Source organism: Kitasatospora sp. NPDC004531 (genome assembly GCF_053602195.1).
The window spans coordinates 59,039-79,998 of the sequence record NZ_JBSGDD010000025.1; the positions used below are offsets into that span (position 1 = coordinate 59,039).

Consider the following 20,960-nt stretch of genomic DNA (forward strand, 5'->3'; position numbering starts at 1 on the left):
CGCCGGGCGGGTGCCGTCAGAACGCCGGGCGCTCCCGGGTGTCGGCCAGGCCGGCGCTGGGGGAGGAGGCCTCCGCGTAGTAGCGGCGCGGGATGCGGCCGGCCCGGTGGGCGAGGCGGCCGGCCTCGACGGCGCGGCGCATCGCGTCGGCCATCAGCACCGGCTCCTGGGCGCGCGTCACGGCCGAGGCCAGCATCACGGCGGAGCAGCCGAGTTCCATCGCGAGGGCGACGTCGCTGGCGGTGCCCGCGCCCGCGTCCAGGACCACCGGGACGTTCGCGGACTCCACGATCAGCTGGAAGTTGTGCGGGTTGCGGATGCCCAGGCCGGAGCCGATCGGCGAGCCCAGCGGCATGATCGCCGCGCAGCCGACGTCCTCCAGCTTGCGGGCCAGCACCGGGTCGTCGTTGGTGTACGGCAGCACGGTGAAGCCGTCGTCGACCAAGGTCTCGGCGGCGTCCAGGAGTTCGATCGGGTCGGGCAGCAGGGTGCGCTCGTCGGCGATCACCTCCAGCTTCACCCAGCTGGTGCCGAGCGCCTCGCGGGCGAGGCGGGCGGTCAGCACGGCCTCGCCGGCGGTGTAGCAGCCGGCCGTGTTCGGCAGCACCCGGATGCCGTTGCGGGCCAGCACCTCCAGCACCGAGCCCTGGGTGGCGGTGTTGACGCGGCGCATCGCCACCGTGGTCAGCTCGGTGCCGGAGACGCGCAGCGCCTGCTCCAGCACGTCCAGGCTGGGCGCGCCGCCGGTGCCCATGATCAGCCGGGAGGTGAACGCGGTGTCGCCGATGGTCAGCAGGTCGTCGGCCATCTCAGCCCCCCTGCACGGCGGTGAGGATCTCCACCCGGTCGCCCTCGGCGAGCGCCGTGGTCGGCCAGGAACTGCGGGGCACCACGGCCTCGTTGACGGCGGCGGCGACGCCGGTGTTGGCGGCGGACACCTCGGCGACCACCGCGTCCAGGGTGGTGGCGGCGGGCAGCGTGCGGGGTTCGCCGTTGACGGTCAGGGCGACGGTGTTCATGCGGGCACCTCGGTGCGGAAGCGGGCGGGGGTGAAGTCGGCGGCCGGCGCGGGGAGTTCGCCGGTGGCCAGGTAGTCGGCGAGCAGGTCGGCGGTGACCGGGGTGAGCAGCACGCCGTTGCGGTAGTGCCCGGTGGCGGCGGCCAGGCCGGCCAGCGCCGTCGGGCCGAGCAGCGGCGCGTTGTCGGGGGAGCCGGGGCGCAGGCCCGCGCAGGTCTCCACCAGCGGCAACTCGGTGATGCCGGGGACGAGTTCGTGCGCGTCCCGGAGCAGCTCGTACACGCCGCCCGCGGTGACGGTGGTGTCGTGGCCCATCTCCTCGGTGGTCGCGCCGATCACCAGCTCGCCGTCGGCGCGCGGCACCAGGTACAGGTGCTGCCCGCGCACCACGGCCCGCACGTTGCGGGACAGGAACGGCGCGTACAGCTGCGGTATCCGCAGCCGCAGCACCTGGCCCTTCACCGGGCGGATCGCCGGCAGCACCCCGTCCGGCAGGCCCGGCAGCAGGTGGCTGCGCGAGCCGGCGGCCAGCACGGTCTGCCCGGCCGTCAGCCGCTCGCCCGTCAACAGCCGTACGCCGACGGCCCGTTCGCCGTCCAGCAGCAGCTCGGCGGCCTGTGTGCGGTGGAAGGCGACGCCCAGCAGCTTGCACGCCGCGACCAGCGCGGCGGCCAGCCGCCGGCCGTCCACCTGGTGGTCCTCGGCGACGTGCAGGCCGCCGCGCACGCCCGGCGCGAGCATCGGCTCCAGCCGGCGGCACTCCCGGCCGGTCAGCCACTGCGAGGCCAGGCCCAACCGGCCGTGGAAGGCGTGCAGTTCGCGCAGCTCCTCGCGGTCGTCGGAGTCCAGCGCGACGGCCAGCGTGCCGGTGCGCCGGTAGCCGGTGTCCAGGCCGGTCAGCTCGGTCAGCTCGGCGGCGAACGCCCCGTAGCGGTCGTTGGACGCCATGCCCAGGCGCAGCAACGGCTCCTCGCCGTACTGGAGTTCGGTGACCGGGGCGAGCATGCCCGCGGCGACCTGCGCCGCGCCGCCGCCCGGCGACGGGTCCACCACCGCGACGCTCAGCCCGCGCTGCGCGGTGCGCCAGGCGACGCCCAGGCCGATGATGCCGCCGCCGATCACCAGCACGTCGGAAGATGCCACAGCGCTTCTTCTCCCTTCGCCGGCATGACCCGGATCAGGTTCGGACGGTCGCGGGCCGCCACAGCCCGCCTCTCAGCCCGGTGCGCCGGGCTCCCGTGATGAGGTAGTCCCTCCACCTTAACGCCGGGCCGTTAGGGTGGACGCCGTGGCTGAGCTGAGGGCAACGGACCGGGTCGTCGTGGTCGGGGCGGGCATGGCGGGCGCGCAGGCCGCCCTGAACCTGCGCCAGGGCGGATGGCAGGGCGCGATCACCCTGGTCGGCGAGGAACTCCACCTGCCGTACGACCGGCCGCCGCTGTCCAAGGACGTGCTGCTCGGCAAGGCCGACGCCACCGCCTTCGAGATCGACTGGCACCAGCTCGGCGTCGAACTCCTCACCGGCCGCCGCGCCACCGGCCTGACCGCCGGCACCCTGCACACCGACGGCGGCGAACTCCCCTACAGCGCGCTGGTGATCGCCACCGGCGCCGACCCGCGCACCCTGCCCGGCCTGCCGGACGCCCGTACCCTGCGCACCGTCGACGACGCGCACGCGCTGCGCGCCGCGCTCACCCCCGGCAGGCGGATCGTGCTGGTCGGCGCGGGCTGGATCGGCGCCGAGACCGCTACCGTCGCCCGCGCCCTCGGCTGCCGGGTCACCGTCGTGGAGGCCGCCGCCACCCCGCTGGCCGGGGCGCTGCCCGCCGAACTCGGCGCCCTGATGGCCGACTGGTACGCCGCCGCCGGCGTCGACCTGCGCTGCGGGGTCGGCGTCGCCGGAGCCGCCGACGGCGGGGTGCTGCTCGCCGACGGCACCCACCTGCCCGCCGACGAGGTGGTGGTCGGCATCGGCGCCCGCCCCGCCACCGACTGGCTGGCCGGCGGCCCGCTCGCCCTCGACCCCGACGGCACGATCCCCGTCGACGACCGGCTGCGTACCGCGCTGCCCGGCGTCTGGGCGGTCGGCGACTGCGCCTCCTACCCGTCCGCCCGGTTCGGCACCCGCCTCGCCGTCCAGCACTGGGACCACGCCCTGCACTCCGGCGGCGCCGTCGCCGCCTCCGTGCTCGGCGCCCTGGACGCGCCCTACGACCCCGTCCCGTACTTCTGGTCCGAGCAGTTCGACCGCATGGTGCAGTACGCGGGCCGGCATGCCGGGGCCGACCACCTGCTGTGGCGCGGCTCCCCGTCCGGGCGCGACTGGTCGGTGCTGTGGCTGCGCGACGGCGCGCTGGTCGCGCTGCTCGCCGTGGACCGGCCACGCGACCTGGCGCAGGGCCGCCGCCTGATCGAACGCGGCGCGGTGCTCGATCCGGCACTGGCCGCCGACCCGGCCGTCCAGCTGAAGGCGGCGACCCGGTAGCGGGTCGGTAGGCTGGGTGGCGTGAGCACTATTGATCCCAAGATTGACGCCCTGGTCCCCGCGTGGCTGTACCTGCCCGACATCTCCGAGCGGTGGGGCGTGGTGATCACCGAGGTCCGCGACATGGTGCGCAGCCGCAAGCTGCTGGCCGTCCGCCGCGGCGAGAACAACTCGCTGCAGGTCCCCGCCGACTTCATCGAGGACGACGGCCCGGTCAAGCACCTGGTCGGCACCCTCACGGTGCTCCGCGACTGCGGCTTCTCCGACCAGGAGATCCTGGAGTGGATGTTCACCGAGGACCCGTCGCTGCCCGGCAGCCCGATCCAGGCGCTGCGCGAGAACCGCGGCACCGAGGTCAAGCGCCGCGCCCAGGCCATGGCGCTGTGACGGCCCGTCAGCAGCTCGCCGACGCCAAGCTCTACCTCTGCACCGACGCCCGCCGCGAGCAGGGCGACCTGGCCGACTTCCTGGACGCCGTGCTGGCCGGCGGCGTCGACATCGTGCAGCTCCGCGACAAGAACCTGGAGGCCCGCCAGGAACTCGCATTCCTGGAGGTCTTCGCGGACGCCGCCAAGCGGCACGGCAAGCTGCTGGCCGTCAACGACCGCGCCGACGTCGCGTACGGCGCCCGCCCCGACGTGCTGCACCTCGGGCAGGACGACCTGCCGGTGCGGGTCGCCCGGGAGATCCTCGGCGAGGACGTGCTGATCGGACGCTCCTGCCACGCCGAGAGCGAGGTGGACGCGGCGATCGCCGAACCCGGCGTCGACTACTTCTGCACCGGGCCGGTCTGGCCGACGCCCACCAAGCCGGGGCGGCACGCCCCCGGCCTCGACCTGGTCCGCTACGCGGCCGCCGCCGGCCCGGCCCGGCCCTGGTTCGCGATCGGCGGCATCGACCACGACAACCTCGACCAGGTCCTGGCCGCCGGCGCCACCCGCATCGTGGTCGTCCGCGCCCTCACCGCCGCCGACGACCCGCACGCGGCGGCCCGACAGCTGGCCGCCCGCCTGCGCTAGGTGTTCCGTCCGGTGAGGTCGGGACGCGGCTGACGCGCGGCGGAACCGCGGCGGGGCCCGTCGGCCTCCTGGAGGCATGGACCCCACCGTTCGCGCCCGCCGTTCGGCGCTGCTTGTTCCGGCCATGTTCGTCGCGGCCGCCGCCGCCTTCGTGGTGCAGCGGCCGCTGCACCGGCGGGCTGGGTGGCAGCCCTGGGTCGGCACCGTCAACGGGGTGCTGTTCTGGTCGTTGGTGGCGCTGCCCGTCTCCGTCGCGGTGGTCGGGCTGCTGGCCCGCCGGCGGCGGGAGGCCGGGGCGTGGCGGCGGTCGTTCGCCGAGGTGGCCATGGTGCACGGCACCGTGCCGTGGGTATGGATGATCCTGCTGCCGGGCGCCACCCCGGGCGGGCCGCGGCGGCGGGTCAACCTGGTGCCGCTGCACGACATCGCGGAGGTCCTCGCGGCGGGCCCGCCGCTCACCGCGGTCGCCCAGATCGGCGGCAACCTGCTGGTGTTCGCCGCGCTCGGCTACTTCGCGCCGATCCGGTTCCGGAAGCTGGCCTCGGTGCCCCGGATGCTGGCGCTCGGCGCGGCCTGCTCGGTGCTGGTGGAGACCGCGCAGTACGTGCTGTGGCTGGACCGGGTGTCCTCGGTCGACGACGTCCTGCTGAACGCCGCCGGCGCCGGGCTGGCCGCGCTGGCCTCCCGACGCCGGTGGAAGAGGAGCTGAGGTCAGTACTTGCGGACGGTGGCCGCGTCGGCCAGCGCCCGCAGCACCTCGCGGGTCGGGCCGTCCGCGATCGGGGCGGTGTCCAGGGCGGTCAGCGCCTCGGTGAGCAGCTGGTCGATCCGGGCCTCGACGAGCGCCGGGGCGCCGCTGGCGGAGATCAGTTCGCGCAGCTCGGCCACCTCGGCGGCGGTGAGGTCGGGGGCGCCGAGCCGGGTGTCCAGCTGCTTGGCGTCGAGCTCCGACAGGCCGCGCATCGCGTGCGCGACCAGCAGGGTGCGCTTGCCCTCGCGCAGGTCGTCGCCGGCCGGCTTGCCGGTGACCGCCGGGTCGCCGAAGACGCCGAGCAGGTCGTCCCGGAGCTGGAACGCCTCGCCCAGCGGCAGGCCGAAGTTGCCGAGCGCCTCGACCAGGTCGGGGCCGGCGCCGGCCAGCAGCGCGCCGACCTGGAGCGGACGTTCGATGGTGTACTTCGCCGACTTGTAGTGCAGCACGGTGCGCGCGCGGTCCAGCGCGTCGGCGTCGGCGGAGTCGCCCGCGACGGGCTCCAGCACGTCCAGGTACTGGCCGAGCATGACCTCGGTGCGCATCAGGTCGAACGCGGGCTTGGCGGCGGCCACCTCGGCGGCGGGCAGCCCCGAGCGCTGGAACAGCTCGTCGCACCAGATCAGCAGCAGGTCGCCGAGCAGCACCGCCGCCGACGCGCCGTACTGCTCGCGGTCGCCGCGCCAGCCGCTGGCCCGGTGCAGGTTCTCGAAGCGGCGGTGCACGGCCGGCAGGCCGCGGCGGGTGTCGCTGCGGTCCATCAGGTCGTCGTGCACCAAGGCGCTGGCCTGGAGCAGCTCCAGGGCGGCCGCCGCCCGCTCGATGCCGGGCTCGTCCGCCCCGCCGCCGGCCGCGCGCCAGCCCCAGTAGCAGAACGCCGGACGCAGCCGCTTGCCGCCGTCGAGCAGGAACTCGCGCAGTGCGTCGGCGACCGGACCGAGCTGGTCGGAGATGCCGGAGAGCAGGGCGGTCCGTTCGGCCATGAACGCGCTCAGCGCGGCGTTGACGCGGTCGCGCACGTCCTCCGCGTCGACGGGGTTGCGGGGAAGACGGATGGAGGAGGGCACCTGGAACTCCGGTTAGATGGGCTGACAGTCAGACTAACGCCCCCGCCCGGGTGCGCCCGCCCGCCGCCGTCCGGGCCGGACCGCCGGAACGTGGCCGGAAATCTCGACAACTGTCTCAGCCCCTGGACGTGGTTTGTCCGGGCCGCGCCGCCGACGGCTAACCTGCCTGCATGGCACTCGGGATTCCCTCCACCAGAAGCGACCGCGCGCAGACCGTGCGCGACCTGCTGGCGGCAGGCGACCGCTCCTTCTCCTTCGAGTTCATGCCGCCCCGCAGCGAGGAGGGCGAACGCAAACTCTGGGACGCCATCCGCCGCGTCGAGGCGCTCGACCCCAACTTCGTCTGCATGACGTACGGCGCCGGCGGCTCCTCCCGCGGCCGCACCGTCAACCTGGTCGGCCGGATCGCCACGGAGACCACCCTCACCCCCGTCGCGCACCTCACCGCCGTCGACCACTCGGTCGCCGAACTGCGCAACATCATCGGCCAGTACGCCGACGAGGGCGTCCGCAACGTGCTCGCCGTCCGCGGCGACCCGCCCGGCGACCCGATGGGCGAATGGGTCCGCCACCCCGACGGCGTCAGCTACGCCTACGAACTCGTCGAACTCATCAAGGGCATCGGCGACTTCTGCGTCGGCGTGGCCGCGTTCCCGCAGATGCACCCGCGCTCCACCTCGTGGGACGAGGACATCAAGCACTTCGTCGCCAAGTGCCGGGCCGGCGCGGACTACGCGATCACCCAGATGTTCTTCGAGGTCGAGGACTACCTCCGGCTGCGCGACCGGGTCACCGCCGCCGGCTGCGAGACGCCGATCATCCCGGAGATCATGCCGGTCACCAACATCCGCCAACTGGTCCGCTTCCCGCAGCTGTCCGGCTCCGAGTTCCCGCCGGAATTCCGCCGCCGCCTGGAGGCCGCCGCCGAGAACCCGGCCGAAGTCCGCGCCGTCGGCCTGGAACACGCCACCGCCATGGCCGAGAGGCTCCTCGCGGAGGGCGCCCCCGGGCTGCACTTCATCACGCTCAACCACAGCACCTCGACCCTGGAGATCTACCAGAACCTGGGCCTCCACAAGCACTGACCCCTGCGGGCGCCGTGGAGCTGTGTTGCCCTGGGGCGGAGGGTCCGGCGTTGGGGTGATGGGGGATGCGGTGGTGTTTGCTCGGAAGCGGTACAGTCGCCCGCAATCGCGCGGTGATGGTGGCGTCTGGAGGTTGCGGGGATGGGCATCGGACACCTGTTCCTCTATGGCGCGTTGGCGCTGGTCGCCGTCTGGCTGGTGGCCGAACTGCTGCTGCAGAACCGGGCCGCGCTGCACTGGCGGGCGCTCGCGCTGGGCGGGTTCCTCGGCGTCGTCGCGGGGATGACGCAGTCCTCCGTACCGGTGATAGCGGTGGGCGCCGCGGCGTTCGCCACGGGGCAGGCCATGGTGACCCTCTCGGTCAAGCGCGGTCGCCCGGTGGGCTGGTCGCTGCGCCGCGCGGACGGGACGCTGCCCGGCCCGTTGGCGAAGGTCCCGCTGCTGGCCGCGGCCACCGGTGGAGCGACCGTCGCGGTGGCGGCCCAGGCGGCGCCGAAGGTCGGCGAGGTCGGTCCGGTCGAGGACGAACCGGCGACCGAACAGCCTTACGCGTACGAGGAGTTCCAGGAGATCGACGCGGGCGTCTACACGGAGGAGCCGGTCGCCCACCAGCAGCCGGAGCCGCAGCAGTACGCCCAGCCGCAGCCCGACTACGGCTACCAGCAGCAGCCCGCGTACCAGGAGCAGTACGCCCAGCAGCAGCCGCAGCTGATCGGATACGACCAGTACGGCCAGCCGGTCTACCAGTTCCCGCAACAGCAGCAGTACCAGCCGCAGTACCAGCAGCAGTACCAGCCGCAGTACCAGCAGCAGGTCCAGCCCGAGCAGCAGCCGTACATCCCGCAGCAGCCCGGCGAGCAGCAGAACTGGTACTACCAGCAGCAGTACTGAGCCCCGGTCAGGCCGGGCCGATCAGCCCCGCCGTGATCGAGGCCGACATCCCGACCCGGGCCAGCCCGCCGCCGGGATGCGCGTGCGCGCCGATCAGGTAGAGGCCGTCCTCGCCGGGCCGGTTGGCCTGCGCCAGCTGCCCGCCGGCCAGCGCCGGCACCGGCACCGACGCCATCAGCCGGGTCTCCCGCCAGCGCAGCCGCTCCCGCAGGTCGACGCCCGCGGCGGCCAGCCGGGCCAGCAATCGGTCGGCGTACGCGTCCCGTTGGGCGTCCGTCGGCTCCAGCCCGGCGGGGACGGTGACGGTCAGCACGGCCGCCTCGGCGTCCGGTCCGGGCACCAGCAACGGGTCGTCGGGGCGCAGCAGTTGGACGGTGGGCTGCTCCGGCAGGGCGCGGCCGCCGAAGACCGCGCGGGCCTCGGCGGCGACGTCCGGGGCGTGCAGCACGGTGCGGTGCGCGGTGCTGGCCGGGCGGGCGCCGTCCAGCGCGAGCAGCACGGTGAAACGGCCCGGCGCGGGCTCGGCGGGCGCGGCGACGCCCAGGCCGGGGACGGCGGAGAGCACCGCGTCGGCGGTCAGCACCCCGTCGTCGGTGCGCACGCCGGTGACCCGTCCGTCGGCGCGCTCCAGCGCCCGCACGGGCGTGTCGAAGCGGAACTCCACGCCCCGCGCCTCGCAGCGCGCGAAGACCGCGTCGGCGAGCGCCCGCAGGCCGCCGTCCACGTACCAGACGCCGAACGACTGCTCCATGTACGGCAGGACGGTAGCCGAGGCGGGTGCGGTCAACGGGTTCAGGCCATACCGCAACGCGTACTCGGCGAGCAGCGCCGCCGGGCCGGGCGCACCGTCCAACTCGCGCGCGGTGACGTCCGCCAGCGTGTGCCGGCCGCGCGGCAGCAGCCGGGACAGGCCGCGGCGCGGCGGCACCGGGTACGGATCGGCGGGGTCGACGTCCGGCCGGGGCTCCTCCAGCAGCGGGCGGCGGGTCGCCTCCCAGACGGTGCGGCCCCGGTTGACCATCTCGTTCCAGCGCTCACCGGCGCCCGCGCCGAACGCGGCGTCCAACGCCTGGCCGACCCCGCCCCGGGAGGCGTTCGGCAGCACCAACTCGGTGCCGTCCGCGAACAGGTGGCGACTCTCCGGCTCCACCGGCCGCAACCCGACCAGCTGCTCCAACGGCTCCCGGCCGGTCTTCAACGCGAGATCCCGGTACACGGCGGGCAACGCGAGCAGCCCCGGCCCGGTGTCGAACCCGAACCCCTCGCGCCGGTACGTCCCCACCTGCCCGCCGTACGTCCCGGCCGCCTCCAGCACCGTCACCCGGTGCCCCAGAGTGGCCAGCCTGGACGCGGCGGCCAGACCGCTCATACCTGCGCCGACGACGATGATCCGAGCCATGGCAGAAGATCCTATGCGGCCCTCACCCGACCGCCACCCGCGAGGGTCACAGCCACACGCGGGCCTTTACGAACGGCCTTGGCTTCGCCGGGCGTGCCCGCACTGCGTTGGCGCGACCACGTGCAGGTCGTTGTCGGTGGCGCGATCTCGCGGACGGGTTTCTTCCGTCCCGCGCAGTTCCCCGCGCCCCTCGCTCCGCTGCCGCCTGCGCGGGTCGCTGCCGCGGGCGGGTCTTTGCGAACGGCTTTGGCTCCGCCGGGCTTGCCCGCACTGCGTTGGCGCGGCCGCGTGCAGGTCATTGTCGGTGGCGCGATCTCGCGGACGGGTTTCTTCCGTCCCGCGCAGTTCCCCGCGCCCCTCGCTCCGCTGCCGCGTGCGCGGGTCGCTGCCGCGGGCGGGTCTTTGCGAACGGCTTTGGCTCCGCTGGGTGCGTGCCCGCACTGCGTTGGCGCGACCGCGTGCAGGTCATGGTCGGTGGCGCGATCTCGCGGACGGGTGCCTTCCGCTTCGCGCAGTTCCCCGCGCCCCTTGTTTCGCTGCTGCCCGCGAGCTCATGGACGGGTGCCTTCCGTTCCGCGCAGTTCGCCGTGCCCCTGGTTCCGTGTGCGCGTTCGCCTTGCCTCTCGGCGGCGCAGCCAGTAGCGGCGGATGCGGGAGACCGCGAACCACACCAGCAGGGCGCCGGCGGCGAGCAGCAGCGCCGCGGCCGAGGCGGCCAGCCAGGGGTGGAAGACGGCGAGGGTGACCAGGCCGGCCACCGAGAGGTCCTCGGCGAGGCTGACCAGGATGTTGGAGGCGGGTTCCGGGGAGGTGTTGACGGCCATCCGCAGGCCCGCCTTGACGCCGTGGCTGAGCAGGGCGGTGGTGCCGCCGACCGCGCCGGCGGCGAGCTCGCCGAGCGAGCCGGGGTCGTGCGCGGCGAGCAGGGCGCCGACGGTGGCGCCGGCGATCGGGCGGACGACGGTGTGCACCGCGTCCCAGGCGGTGTCGACGTACGGGATCTTGTCGAGGACGGCCTCGCACAGGAACAGCACGGCGGAGGCGATCAGCACGTCGGTGCGTTCCAGCGCCGGCGGGACCGTCTCGGCGCCGCCGAAGCGGCCGAACAGGCCGAGCAGCAGCACCACGGCGTAGGCGTTGATCCCGCTCGCCCAGCCGCTGGTGAAGATCAGCGGTACGGCTTCCACCCCATGCCCCCTCCGCCCGGCCGGCTCTCGGACGGGTCCGGCCACGGTACCCGGCCCCCGCCGGGTGCCGGGGGCGTCTGAGTATCCGTACTCAGATCGCGGGATGAGTACCCGCGCGGATTCCCGCCGCCGCCGGGCGACGGCACAGTAGTGGGCAACGGGACGGCCGCCGCCGGGTGGAGCCGCCCGGAGCGCCCGGGGCAGGCCATGGCCAACGGGGGAACGGTGGCCCGCACCACAGGCCCTGGGCGCGCAACGGCCGGAGGACGGGGCCGGGCACCGCCGACACGGGGCGGCGGAGCCCGGCCCTGCCCGGGGGAGCGGCCGTGGGGACGACGGAGCGGCCACGAACGGCCCGGAGTTGTCAGACCCCCCGTTCACGATGGATGCATGCGCGGGCCGACCGGCCCGGGCAAGGTCCGGAGTGAACGGGGGAGACCCATGACCGTCAGTCGTCCTGAGCCTGTCGCCCGCCCTGCCGTCGATCAACCCACCCTGCCTGCCGCGCGCGGAGCCGACGTGCACCCGGTACTGCGGCGGGTCCCCGCCTCGCCGGCCGCGCTCGAACTGCTCCGGCACGCGCACCGCACGCTGGTGCACGCCCGCAGCCGGCAGGATCCGCTGGAGCGCTACGCCACCGCCCATCTCGCCGCGCTGCGCGCCACCGCCGCCGTGCTCGCGGTCCGGGGCCGTCCCGAGCGGCATCCACGCCGCCGCCACGCGATCCGTCCCGCCTGGGAGCTGCTGCCCGAGGTCGCGCCCGAACTCGCCGAGTGGGCGGCCTACTTCGCGGCCGGAGCCCGCCGCCGCGCGGCCGCCGAGGCCGGCATCACCGGCGCCGCCGGTCCGCGCGACGCGGACGACCTGGTCCGCAACACCGCCCTGTATCTGCGCATCGTGGAGCGGATCCTCGCGCTGCGGCCCTGAGCACGGCGCTGTGCCGCACGGGGTCCGCCCCGTGCGGCCGGATAGGGTAAGGGCGTTCCCGCCGTGGAAGACCTGCCAAGAGGGGTGCCGCCTTGTATCCGACTCGTCCCCGCAGTGCGCTGCGTACCGCCGTGGTGTGGGAGGTGCTGCGGTCGGCGCTGGAGAGGCGCTCCGCCGAGCTCGGACGGCCGGTCCTGGAGGTCGTCGACACCGGCGGCGGCACCGGCAACTTCGCCGTCCCGGTCGCCAAGCTGGGCCACCGGGTCACCGTGGTCGACCCCAGCCCCGACGCGCTGTTCGCGCTGGAGCGGCGGGCCGCCGAGGCCGGCGTCACCGACCTGGTGCGGGCCGTCCAGGGCGACACCCAGACGCTGCCCGAGCTGGTCCCGGCGGGCTCGGTGGACGCGGTGCTCTGCCACGGCGTCCTGGAGGTCGTCGACGACCCGGCGGAGGCGCTCGGCCACCTGGTCGGCACCCTCGGCAAGGGCGGCCTGGTCAGCCTGCTCGCCGCCAACCGCAACGGCGCCGTGCTGGCCCGGGCGGTGGCCGGCCAGTTCACCGACGCCCGCACCGCGCTGGACGCCCCCGACGGCCGCTGGGGCGCCGGCGACCCGATGCCCCGCCGCTTCACCGGCGACCAGCTCGACGCCCTCGCCACCGACGCCGGCCTGCGGGTCACCTCCGTGCACGGCATCCGGGTCTTCGCCGACCTGGTCCCCGGCGTCCTCGTCGACACCGAGCCCGGCGCGCTCGACGCCCTGCTCAAGCTGGAGCTGGCCGCCGCCGAGCAGCCCGCGTTCCACGCCGTCGCCACCCAGCTCCACCTGCTCGCCGAAGCGGTCTGAACACCGCCCGCGAGCACCGGGGGCACCAAGTGGGGGGTCCGCTCGTTGCAGAGAGCGGGCTCCACGTCGTGGTGGCCCGAGCCACGCCTGATTGACCACGCCGAACAGGGCCCGTGGACCGTATGATCTGGGTAAAGCCGGTAAGCATGACGGCCAGACCGGTGGGGCATATGGACCACACAGGCCCGAGCCAGGGGTGGCGGACCGGTCGCCCCGCGACCGACGAGTAGGAGGACTCCGTGCCGCTCTCGGAGCACGAGCAGCGACTGCTCGAGCAGATGGAGCGAGCGCTGTACGCCGAAGATCCCAAGTTCGCGTCAGCGCTTGAGGGAACCGGCCTGCGCACCCACACCCGTCGGCGGGTCATCCTGGCCGCAGCGGGGTTCGTCGCAGGTGTCGCGCTGCTCATGGGCGGCCTGGTCGCGCAGGTCATCTGGGTCAGCGTCGTCGGGTTCCTGGTGATGCTGGGCTGTGCGGTCCTCGCGGTCACCGCGTGGCGACGAGGCCCGGGCCCAGCCGGACACGGTCCACGGCAGGCGGCAGCGCCTCGCCGTAAGACCGGTGTCGTGGACCGAATGGAACAGCGCTGGCAGCGGCGCCGCGACGAACAGAGCGGCCTGTAGCAGCGCAACCGGACAGAGCGAAGAGATCCGCCCGGCGAGGAAACCTCCTCGCCGGGCGGATCTCTTTTCGCCGCGCCTCAGTCCTTCGGGGTGCGGCGGAACGGCCGGGTGACCTGCTCGCGCAGCCGCGCGGTGCGCTCGGCGGTGCGTTCGCGCAGGGCGGCGACGCGGTCCTGGGTGCGCCACCAGAAGCGGACGGTCGAGGCGGGCAGGAGCAGGGCGCGCAGCCGGCGCCGGCGGGTGGCCTGCAGGAGCAGGCCCTCGCGGGCGGTGCGGACGTCGCTGCCGAGCTGCGGCGGCGGGTCGGACTCGCGCGCGAACATGACGCGTTCGGTGGCGAGCGCGATCCGGCCGGCGGCCTCGGCGGCGGCGGGGGCGAGACGGCCGTCCTCGGCGAGCCGGCGGGCCTCGTTCCGCGGAGTGCGGGCCTCGTCCGGGGGCAGGCCCAGGTCCCAGGCGGAGTCGACGAGCTCGGCCCAGGCGGCGAGCACCTGTTCGTCGGTGAGCCGCGGCCGGTCCGCCCCGGGGCCGTACCGGCCGGTGCCCAGGCGGCGCCTGCGCAGCCGGCTGCGCAGCAGCATCGGGGTGGCCAGCAGGATCAGCAGCAGGACCAGCCCGGCAGTGGCGAGCATCCCCGGCCAGGTCTGCCACCACGGGGTGGTGACGGTCTTGTGCTCGACGATCGCGGCCTCGTCGGCGCAGTCCTCGATGCGGTGCTGCGGCGAGTTGTTGTCGCAGGCGCTGGACGCGGACGGCCCGGCCGAGGGCTGGTCGGCGGACGACGAGGCGCTGGGCTGGGCGCTGGGCTGCGCCGAGTTCGCGGCCTGCGGCACGGAGTACAGCGGGGCGGCGCCCCGGTTCGGGGTGGGCTCGAAGCGCATCCAGCCGAGGCCGGCGAAGTAGAGCTCCGGCCAGGCGTGGTAGTTGGAGCTGCGCACCACGCGGTTGACGGAGTCGCCGGTGCCGGGGGTGAAGCCGATGGCGACCCGGGAGGGGATGCCGAGCGAGCGGGACATCGCGGCCATGGTGGCGGCGAAGTGCACGCAGAAGCCCTCCTTGTCGTCGAGGAACTTGGCGATGGCGTCCGCCCCGGTGCGCGGTTCGATCTTCGTGTTGTAGGTGAAGTCGCCCTTGGTGAAGTAGTGCTGGAGCGCGACGGCCCGGTCGTACGGGTTGGTGGCGCCCTGGGTGATCTTCCGGGCGGTCTCGCCGACCACGGGGGGCAGGTTGTCCGGCAGGCCCAGGTAACGCCTGGTGATGTCCTCGGGCGCCGGGCCGGCCGCGCGCAGCTGCGCGGCGTCGGCGTTGACGGTGACCGAACTGACGCCGTACGAGAGGCCGTTGGTCTTCTGTCCGTTGACGCCGGCGACGGTGCGGCTGGTCTTGTCGAAGCGCCAGTTCGCGGTGGACGGCAGCTCGACCCAGGAGACCGGGTACGGCATCGGCAGCCAGGTGGTGCCGAGCCGGTCGGAGATCTTGATGTTGGTGCGGATCGAGTTGGTGCCGACGGTGGGGGCCAGGCCCTCGGGGTAGGGCAGCGTGGTGGGCAGCGGCTCGCCGGACTGGTTGCCGACCTTCCACTCCTCGCCGTCGAACTCGCTGAGCGCGGCGACCCGCAGGTACAGCTGGTCGGCGTCGGTGGCGTCGGTGGAGAAGCGCAGCAGCTCGGTGTCGTCGGCGGCGCGCAGGTTGGCGGTGAGCGCCACGACCAGGTTGAGCGAGCGCTCGTCGCCCGCGCCGCTGCCGTTGCCGGTGCCCGAGCCGCTGCCGCCGAGGCCGCCGAACAGGCCGGAGCCGACGGAGGGCAGCACGGCGGGCAGCAGGACGGCGGTGGCCAGCGCGATCAGGCCGACCCGGCGGCCGCCGTTGGACAGTGCCACGGCGGAGCGGCCGGTGCCGTGGAAGACCCGGCCCCAGCGGGTGAGCCGGTCCTGGCCCTCGGTGTACAGCAGCAGCAGGTAGCCGGCCGAGGCGAACAGGAACCACAGCCACATGCCGCCCGGCGACTCGGCCAGGCCGCAGCCCACCGAGTACAGGGCGAGCAGCGGCAGGCCCGCGGCGGCGGCCCGGCGGTAGGTGACGGCCAGCGCGTCGACCAGGACGGCGACCAGGGCGACCGAGCCGACCACGATCAGCCGCAGGCCGTCGGTGGTGGGCGCCGGGATCGCGTACTCCTGGATGTCGCCGGCGCCGGCGGACAGCAGCGAGGAGACCGCGTCGAGCGCCTTCGGGCCGGGCAGCACGCCGACGGCCATCGCGGACTGCACGGTGGTCAGCATCAGCACGTACAGCGTCACCAGCAGCTGCAGCGGCAGCACCAGCGGGCGGGGCAGCGGCAGGGCGCGCAGCCCGGCGCCGGCGGCGGCCGCGGTGGTGATCATCAGCAGGCCGTGCGGGGCCAGCGAGAAGGAGTCCTTGAACAGCGGGGACAGGGACAGCGCCGCCAGGGCGGTCGCCAGGGCCGCGCAGAGCGTCAACTTGGCCCGGGTGGTCACGCGCCGACCTCGTCTCGGTAGGGAACGGAGTTCTGGGTGCGGTCGGCGGCCCGCCACAGGGCGGGCAGCGAGTCGCCGGCCCGCACCGGGAGGACGGTCCAGCCGGCCTCGCGCAGCCGGCCGACCGCGGAGTCGGCCTGCGCATCGGAGGCGTCCGGGAACAGGTGCCGCAGCCCCGCCCAGGTGCCGGTGTCCAGCAGCAGGACGACCGCGCCGCCGGCCCGGCGGCGCAGCCTGGACAGCCGCTCGACCTGCTCCTCGTCGAGGTCGCCGACGATCGCCACCAGCAGGCCCTCGCCGCCCAGCCGCAGCACCTCCTCGGCGCGGGCCAGGCCGCCGCCGTCGGAGTGCTCGACCACGGCGAGCGCGTCCAGCAGCACGCCGACGGTCTCGGCGCCGGTGGTGTTGGTGCTGCCGTGCGCCGGGTGGGCGCGGCCGGTGTCGGTGAGCAGCCGGGTCTGGTAGCCGCGCTGCACCAGGTCGACGGAGATCGACGCGGCGGCGGACACCGCCCACTCGAAGGAGGAGGCCGGCCCGGAGCCGCGGTGCGCGGTCTCCCGGGTGTCCAGCAGCACGGTGGCGCGGGCCTTGAGCGGCTGCTCCTCGCGGCGCACCATCAGCTCGCCGTAGCGGGCGGTGGACTTCCAGTGCACCCGGCGCAGGTCGTCGCCGTGCCGGTACTCGCGCGGGATGACGTCGTCGTCGCCGGCCAGCGCCAGCGCGTGCGCGTTGGACTCGCCCTGCCCGGCGGACTCGCCGGGCAGCCGCACCGGCGGCAGGGTCTGCACCTGCGGCACCACGGTGAGCACGTCGGCGGCGCTGAACGCGCGGGTCAGCTCGCACATCCCGAACGGGTCGGACAGCCGCAGCTGCAGCGGCCCGAGCGGGTAGCGGCCGCGCAGGTCGGAGCGGACCCGGTAGGAGACCTCGCGGAAGCCGCGCGGCTCGACCCGGTCCAGCACGAAGCGCGGGCGCGGCCCCAGCACGTACGGGACCTTGTCCTCCAGCAGCAGCAGGCCGGTGGGCACCCGGGAGACGTTGTCCAGCCGCAGGTGCACCCGGGCCTCCTGCCCGGCGGCCGCCCGCTGCGGGCTGAGCCGGCGGCCCGAGGCGACCCGGTAGCGGGTGCGCACCAGCAGCAGCGCGGACGCCAGCGGCAGCACCGCCAGCAGCACGCCGACCTGGAACAGCGCGCTCTGCCCGAACAGGTACGCGCAGAGCGCGGCGGTCAGGCCGGCGGCCAGGAAGGAACGCCCCCGGGTGGTGAGCCCCTGCAGGGCGGCGCGCAGCCCGGAGGGCCGGGCGGGGCCCGCCACCTCAGCGGCCCTGCGGACGCGGGACGGGCAGTCGGGACACCAGGTCGAGCACCACGGCCTCCACGGTGCGGCGGCTCAGCTGGGTCTCCGAGGTGGGCAGCAGGCGGTGCGCGAGCACCGGCACGGCCAGCGCCTGGATGTCGTCCGGCAGCACGTAGTCGCGGCCGTCCAGGGCGGCGTGCGCGCGGGCCGCCCGGACCAGGTGCAGGGTGGCCCGCGGCGAGGCGCCGAGCCGCAGCTCGGGGGTGTTGCGGGTGGCGGCGACCAGGTCGACGGCGTAGCGGCGGACCGGGTCGGAGACGTACACGGACTTGACCACGTCGATCAGCTTGAGCAGGTCCGCGGCGTGCGCGACCGGCTGCAGGTCGTTCAGCGGGTTGGCGGCCGAGTGCAGGTCGAGCATCGCGTACTCGGCCTCCGGGCTCGGGTAGCCGATCGAGATGCGGGCCATGAAGCGGTCGCGCTGGGCCTCCGGCAGGGCGTAGGTGCCCTCCATCTCCACCGGGTTCTGGGTGGCGATCACCATGAACGGCGAGGGCAGTTCGTAGGAGGTGCCGTCGATGGTGACCTGGCGCTCCTCCATCGACTCCAGCAGCGCCGACTGGGTCTTCGGGGAGGCCCGGTTGATCTCGTCGCCGACCACGATCTGCGCGAAGATCGCGCCGGGCCGGAACTCGAAGTCCCGCTGGTGCTGGTCGAAGACGTTGGTGCCGGTGACGTCCGAGGGCAGCAGGTCGGGGGTGAACTGGATCCGGCGGACCGTGCAGTCCACCGAGCGGGCGAGCGCCTTGGCGAGCATGGTCTTGCCCACGCCGGGCACGTCCTCCAGCAGCAGGTGGCCCTCGGCGAGCAGCACCGTCAGCGCGATCCGGACGGCCTCCGGCTTGCCCTCGATCACGCTCTCCACGGACGCCCGGACCCGGTCGACCACCGCGGTCAACTCCGCCAGCCCGGCCGGCTCCCGGCGCTCGTAGCGGTCCGTCCCCGGCTGCTCCGAGCCCTGTCCGTTGATGGTCGTCACCCGTACGCTCCCATGTGCAACAGTCGCCGGGCGGTTGGTTCGAGCCCCGCCCACCCCGAATACTTGGCGCATTCTTCCCTGTCCCCCGACCAGAAGTCACCCGGCCGGGCGACACGCGAAGGCTTGTCCCGGTTTGGGACGAGGGCGTGGGCCCGGCGGTTTCAGCGGATTTCGCGGAGCAGTCCGGTGTGCACGTCGAAGACGAATCCGCGCACCTCGTCGCGGTGCGGCAGGAACGGCGAGGTGCGCACCCGCTGCATGGACTGCCGGACATCGGCGTCCAGGTCGGAGAAGGCCTCCAGTGCCCACTGCGGGCGCTGTCCCACCTCCTGTTCGAGTTCGTGCCGGAAGTCCTCGGTGAGGCCGAGCAGGCCGCAGCCGGTGTGGTGGATCAGCACCACGGTGCGGGTGCCGAGGGCGCGCTGGCTGACGGTCAGCGAGCGGATGGTGTCGTCGGTGACCACGCCGCCCGCGTTGCGGATGATGTGCGCGTCGCCGAGTTCCAGGCCGAGCGCGGCGAACAGGTCGAGCCGGGCGTCCATGCACGCCACCACGGCGACCTTGCGCACCGGGCGGGCGTCCATGCCGCCGTCCCGGAAGGTCTCGGCGTAGGAGCGGTTGGCCGCCACGAAGCGGTCGGTCTCGGACGGCCGGTCGGAGCCGGGAGCAGGTGCCATGGCGACGACGGTAGTGCGGCGGGGGCGGCCGTGCGGCCCACCTGCGCAAGCCTTTACCCACCGGGCCCGCGCCCCTGTCGGTGCGGCTTCGTCCCGGTTCGACCGGCGCGGACGGAACGCTCCGCGCCCCGTCCGCGCGAACGCCCGCAGCACCGCTGTGACCTGCGCGGACGGATACCGCCGGCCGGGTGGTGCGCGGTCGCGGAGCGTTGACTGACCGGGCGTGGGCGATAGTCTGGCGGCGCAGTGGAGCACGGCGGGCGGCAACCGGCAACCGGGAGCCCGACCGGGCTCCGCGCCGGGCCGGCCGGCCCGTACGCAGCCCGCGGCCTCCTCCCGCTCCGTGCCCACCTGGCGCACCTTCCCCGGCGCCGGGCGGTCGCTCCTTCCCCCGAGCGAGCGGGCGGGGACCACGGGCGGCGTGCGGGGACGGCGGGCCGGTAGGCGAGAATGGCTGGGCCACACCTGCACCTGAGGAAGGGCCCCGCCCGCTATGAGTACCGACAGCCCGGCCCCCCGGCACATCCCGGTGATGCTGGAGCGCTGCCTGGACGCCCTCGCCCCGGCGATCTCCGCCCCCGGCGCCGTCGTGGTGGACGCCACCCTGGGCCTGGGCGGTCACAGCGAGGCGCTGCTGACCCGCTTCCCCGACGTCCGGCTGGTCGCCGTGGACCGCGACCCGCAGGCGCTGAAGCTCTCCGGCGAGCGGCTGGCCCCGTTCGGCGACCGCGCCACCCTGGTGCACGCGGTGTACGACGAGATCCCTCAGGTGCTGGCCGACCTGGGCATCCCCGCCGTGCAGGGCGTGCTGTTCGACCTCGGCGTGTCCTCGATGCAGCTGGACGAGGCCGACCGCGGCTTCGCCTACGCCCAGGACGCGCCGCTGGACATGCGGATGGACCAGACCCGGGGCATCTCCGCCGCCGAGGTCCTCAACACCTACAGCCACGGCGACCTGGCCCGGATCCTCAAGGTGTACGGCGAGGAGCGGTTCGCCGGGAAGATCGCCTCCGCGGTGCTGCGGGAACGCGAGAAGGAACCGTTCACCAACAGCGCTCGTCTGGTGGAGTTGGTGCGGAATGCCATTCCGGCCGCCACCCGGCGGACCGGCGGCAACCCGGCCAAGCGGACCTTCCAGGCGCTGCGGATCGAGGTCAACGGCGAACTGGAGGTGCTGGACCGGGCCATCCCCGGCGCGCTGGACGCCCTCGCCGTGGGCGGTCGGATCGTCGTGATGTCCTACCAGTCGCTGGAGGACCGCCTGGTCAAGCAGTACTTCCAGGCCGGGGCCACCTCGACCGCCCCGCCGGGCCTGCCGGTGATCCCCGAGGAGCTCCAGCCCTGGCTGAAACTGCTCACCCGAGGAGCCGAACTGGCCACCGAGGAGGAGATCGAGGAGAACCGGCGCGCCGCGCCCGTACGGCTGCGCGTGGCGGAGAGGATCAGGGAGACCCGGAGGTAGCCAACCGCCGGGAGCAGCGGAGCGAAGGGGAGTGGAGCGGTGCCGGTGGCCGGCGAGCGGACCCGGGGGCGGGTCCCCGGGCAGGGGGGCAGGGCACGGATCACCGTCCGGCCCGGGGCGCGCTCGATGCGGGGGCGCACCCCGTTCGCGGTGCTGGTGGTGACGCTGCTGTCGGCCGGGCTGCTCGGCCTGCTGATGCTCAACACCGCCCTCAACGAGGGGGCGTTCACGCTGTCCCGGCTGAAGAAGCAGACCACCGACGCCACCGACCAGCAGCAGACCCTCCAGCAGGAGATCGCCGCCCAGTCCGCGCCCGACGCGCTGGAGCAGCGCGCCCGCGAGCTCGGCATGGTCCCCGGCGGCGACCCGGTCTTCCTCGGCGCCGACGGCAGCGTCAACGGCAAGCCCAAGGCCGCCGAGGACAACCCGCCGGTGCCGCGCAGCAGCACCGACCCCTGGCAGCGCCCCGCCGGCGCGTCCGGCTCGCCCTCCCCGTCGCCCTCGTCGAACCCCGGCGACCCTGGCATCGACCTCGCGCCGGCGCCGCCGGTCTCCGCCTCGCCCGGGGCCGGGCGATGACCCGACCGCCCGGCGACCCGCACCGCCCCCGCCGCACCCGCGGATCCAGCCACGAGTACGCCAGGTCGGTGAGCAGCTGCACCACCACGTAGCCCGCCACCACCAGCAGCAGC

Annotated in this window: 21 protein-coding genes and 1 riboswitch; of the genes, 11 read left to right on the plus strand and 10 right to left on the minus strand. The window is 74.6% G+C overall.

The genetic code is table 11. From position 1 onward, the window contains the following. Positions 1 to 16: 16 nt before the first annotated feature. The 3 genes from ACWEMJ_RS13590 to thiO all read right to left on the minus strand — a co-directional run bounded on the left by ACWEMJ_RS13590 (position 17) and on the right by thiO (position 2,161). The gene (locus ACWEMJ_RS13590; protein WP_452137182.1) at positions 17 to 808 is read right to left on the minus strand and encodes a thiazole synthase; all 792 of its coding nucleotides are present in this window, start codon (positions 806 to 808) and stop codon (positions 17 to 19) included. 1 nt (position 809) lies between these two features. Further along, positions 810 to 1,019: a sulfur carrier protein ThiS gene (gene thiS, locus ACWEMJ_RS13595; protein ID WP_452137183.1), complete on the minus strand. Its 210-nt coding sequence runs from the start codon at positions 1,017 to 1,019 to the stop codon at positions 810 to 812. Beyond that, entirely contained in the window at positions 1,016 to 2,161 is a 1,146-nt protein-coding gene (gene thiO / locus ACWEMJ_RS13600; protein ID WP_452137184.1) for a glycine oxidase ThiO, read from the minus strand. Before thiO ends, thiS begins: the two co-directional genes overlap by 4 nt. Beyond that, positions 2,156 to 2,268: riboswitch (TPP riboswitch) on the minus strand. (Overlaps the previous gene by 6 nt.) 29 nt (positions 2,269 to 2,297) lie before the next feature. Between thiO and ACWEMJ_RS13605 the strand changes: the two genes are divergently transcribed. From ACWEMJ_RS13605 to ACWEMJ_RS13620, 4 genes are all read left to right on the plus strand, one after another. After that, positions 2,298 to 3,503 carry an NAD(P)/FAD-dependent oxidoreductase gene (locus ACWEMJ_RS13605; RefSeq protein WP_452137185.1) on the plus strand — a complete coding sequence of 402 codons (1,206 nt, stop codon included), beginning with the start codon at positions 2,298 to 2,300 and terminating at the stop codon, positions 3,501 to 3,503. A 21-nt stretch (positions 3,504 to 3,524) separates the two neighbouring features. Continuing rightward, complete coding sequence (locus ACWEMJ_RS13610) at positions 3,525 to 3,890, plus strand: Rv2175c family DNA-binding protein (RefSeq protein ID WP_043913499.1); 366 nt, start codon at positions 3,525 to 3,527, stop codon at positions 3,888 to 3,890. Continuing rightward, positions 3,887 to 4,522 (plus strand): thiamine phosphate synthase, encoded by a 636-nt coding sequence (gene thiE, locus ACWEMJ_RS13615; protein WP_452137186.1) that lies wholly within the window; start codon positions 3,887 to 3,889, stop codon positions 4,520 to 4,522. The genes ACWEMJ_RS13610 and thiE overlap by 4 nt, the downstream gene beginning before the upstream one ends. A gap of 76 nt (positions 4,523 to 4,598) precedes the next feature. After that, positions 4,599 to 5,231 carry a VanZ family protein gene (locus ACWEMJ_RS13620; RefSeq protein ID WP_452137187.1) on the plus strand — a complete coding sequence of 211 codons (633 nt, stop codon included), beginning with the start codon at positions 4,599 to 4,601 and terminating at the stop codon, positions 5,229 to 5,231. Positions 5,232 to 5,233: 2 nt separating this feature from the next. Here ACWEMJ_RS13620 and ACWEMJ_RS13625 read toward each other — a convergent pair whose 3' ends face one another. Then, positions 5,234 to 6,340, minus strand: coding sequence for a polyprenyl synthetase family protein (locus ACWEMJ_RS13625; protein WP_452137188.1), 1,107 nt, complete (start codon positions 6,338 to 6,340; stop codon positions 5,234 to 5,236). A 170-nt stretch (positions 6,341 to 6,510) separates the two neighbouring features. Between ACWEMJ_RS13625 and metF the strand changes: the two genes are divergently transcribed. Together metF and ACWEMJ_RS13635 are read left to right on the plus strand one after the other, a co-directional pair. Continuing rightward, positions 6,511 to 7,425: a methylenetetrahydrofolate reductase [NAD(P)H] gene (gene metF / locus ACWEMJ_RS13630; RefSeq protein ID WP_452137189.1), complete on the plus strand. Its 915-nt coding sequence runs from the start codon at positions 6,511 to 6,513 to the stop codon at positions 7,423 to 7,425. Positions 7,426 to 7,566: 141 nt separating this feature from the next. Continuing rightward, positions 7,567 to 8,316, plus strand: coding sequence for a hypothetical protein (locus ACWEMJ_RS13635; protein WP_452137190.1), 750 nt, complete (start codon positions 7,567 to 7,569; stop codon positions 8,314 to 8,316). A 7-nt stretch (positions 8,317 to 8,323) separates the two neighbouring features. Here ACWEMJ_RS13635 and ACWEMJ_RS13640 read toward each other — a convergent pair whose 3' ends face one another. Continuing rightward, positions 8,324 to 9,715, minus strand: coding sequence for a phytoene desaturase family protein (locus ACWEMJ_RS13640; protein WP_452137191.1), 1,392 nt, complete (start codon positions 9,713 to 9,715; stop codon positions 8,324 to 8,326). A gap of 551 nt (positions 9,716 to 10,266) precedes the next feature. Further along, positions 10,267 to 10,902, minus strand: coding sequence for a DUF4126 domain-containing protein (locus tag ACWEMJ_RS13645; protein WP_452137192.1), 636 nt, complete (start codon positions 10,900 to 10,902; stop codon positions 10,267 to 10,269). A gap of 441 nt (positions 10,903 to 11,343) precedes the next feature. Here ACWEMJ_RS13645 and ACWEMJ_RS13650 point away from each other — a divergent pair, with 441 nt between their 5' ends. The 3 genes from ACWEMJ_RS13650 (at position 11,344) to ACWEMJ_RS13660 (ending at position 13,297) form a co-directional block, all read left to right on the plus strand. Continuing rightward, positions 11,344 to 11,829, plus strand: coding sequence for an SAV_6107 family HEPN domain-containing protein (locus ACWEMJ_RS13650; protein ID WP_452137193.1), 486 nt, complete (start codon positions 11,344 to 11,346; stop codon positions 11,827 to 11,829). A gap of 92 nt (positions 11,830 to 11,921) precedes the next feature. Beyond that, complete coding sequence (locus tag ACWEMJ_RS13655) at positions 11,922 to 12,674, plus strand: methyltransferase domain-containing protein (RefSeq protein WP_452137194.1); 753 nt, start codon at positions 11,922 to 11,924, stop codon at positions 12,672 to 12,674. Positions 12,675 to 12,913: 239 nt separating this feature from the next. Continuing rightward, entirely contained in the window at positions 12,914 to 13,297 is a 384-nt protein-coding gene (locus ACWEMJ_RS13660) for a DUF3040 domain-containing protein (protein WP_452137195.1), read from the plus strand. Positions 13,298 to 13,374: 77 nt separating this feature from the next. On the opposite strand, the gene ACWEMJ_RS13665 is transcribed toward ACWEMJ_RS13660, so the two are convergent. The 4 genes from ACWEMJ_RS13665 to ACWEMJ_RS13680 all read right to left on the minus strand — a co-directional run bounded on the left by ACWEMJ_RS13665 (position 13,375) and on the right by ACWEMJ_RS13680 (position 18,806). After that, positions 13,375 to 15,792, minus strand: coding sequence for a transglutaminase family protein (locus tag ACWEMJ_RS13665; RefSeq protein ID WP_452137196.1), 2,418 nt, complete (start codon positions 15,790 to 15,792; stop codon positions 13,375 to 13,377). Beyond that, entirely contained in the window at positions 15,789 to 17,108 is a 1,320-nt protein-coding gene (locus ACWEMJ_RS13670) for a DUF58 domain-containing protein (RefSeq protein ID WP_452137197.1), read from the minus strand. Before ACWEMJ_RS13670 ends, ACWEMJ_RS13665 begins: the two co-directional genes overlap by 4 nt. 1 nt (position 17,109) lies before the next feature. Further along, positions 17,110 to 18,129, minus strand: a complete 1,020-nt coding sequence (locus ACWEMJ_RS13675) for an AAA family ATPase (protein ID WP_452137198.1) — start codon at positions 18,127 to 18,129, stop codon at positions 17,110 to 17,112. A gap of 161 nt (positions 18,130 to 18,290) precedes the next feature. Continuing rightward, positions 18,291 to 18,806 (minus strand): beta-class carbonic anhydrase, encoded by a 516-nt coding sequence (locus ACWEMJ_RS13680; protein ID WP_452137199.1) that lies wholly within the window; start codon positions 18,804 to 18,806, stop codon positions 18,291 to 18,293. A 493-nt stretch (positions 18,807 to 19,299) separates the two neighbouring features. On the opposite strand from ACWEMJ_RS13680, the gene rsmH reads away from it, so the two are divergent. Further along, positions 19,300 to 20,268, plus strand: coding sequence for a 16S rRNA (cytosine(1402)-N(4))-methyltransferase RsmH (gene rsmH, locus ACWEMJ_RS13685; RefSeq protein WP_452137200.1), 969 nt, complete (start codon positions 19,300 to 19,302; stop codon positions 20,266 to 20,268). A gap of 126 nt (positions 20,269 to 20,394) precedes the next feature. Then, positions 20,395 to 20,847 (plus strand): FtsB family cell division protein, encoded by a 453-nt coding sequence (locus ACWEMJ_RS13690; RefSeq protein ID WP_452137201.1) that lies wholly within the window; start codon positions 20,395 to 20,397, stop codon positions 20,845 to 20,847. Positions 20,848 to 20,960 lie beyond the last annotated feature (113 nt).

Coding starts and splice junctions, on each gene's coding strand:
- ACWEMJ_RS13590 (WP_452137182.1), bottom strand. CDS start 808: ATGGCCGACGACCTGCTGACCATCGGCGACACCGCGTTCACCTCCCGG.
- thiS (WP_452137183.1), bottom strand. CDS start 1,019: ATGAACACCGTCGCCCTGACCGTCAACGGCGAACCCCGCACGCTGCCC.
- ACWEMJ_RS13620 (WP_452137187.1), top strand. CDS start 4,599: ATGGACCCCACCGTTCGCGCCCGCCGTTCGGCGCTGCTTGTTCCGGCC.
- metF (WP_452137189.1), top strand. CDS start 6,511: ATGGCACTCGGGATTCCCTCCACCAGAAGCGACCGCGCGCAGACCGTG.
- ACWEMJ_RS13635 (WP_452137190.1), top strand. CDS start 7,567: ATGGGCATCGGACACCTGTTCCTCTATGGCGCGTTGGCGCTGGTCGCC.
- ACWEMJ_RS13640 (WP_452137191.1), bottom strand. CDS start 9,715: ATGGCTCGGATCATCGTCGTCGGCGCAGGTATGAGCGGTCTGGCCGCC.
- ACWEMJ_RS13650 (WP_452137193.1), top strand. CDS start 11,344: ATGACCGTCAGTCGTCCTGAGCCTGTCGCCCGCCCTGCCGTCGATCAA.
- ACWEMJ_RS13680 (WP_452137199.1), bottom strand. CDS start 18,806: ATGGCACCTGCTCCCGGCTCCGACCGGCCGTCCGAGACCGACCGCTTC.
- rsmH (WP_452137200.1), top strand. CDS start 19,300: ATGAGTACCGACAGCCCGGCCCCCCGGCACATCCCGGTGATGCTGGAG.
- ACWEMJ_RS13690 (WP_452137201.1), top strand. CDS start 20,395: ATGCGGGGGCGCACCCCGTTCGCGGTGCTGGTGGTGACGCTGCTGTCG.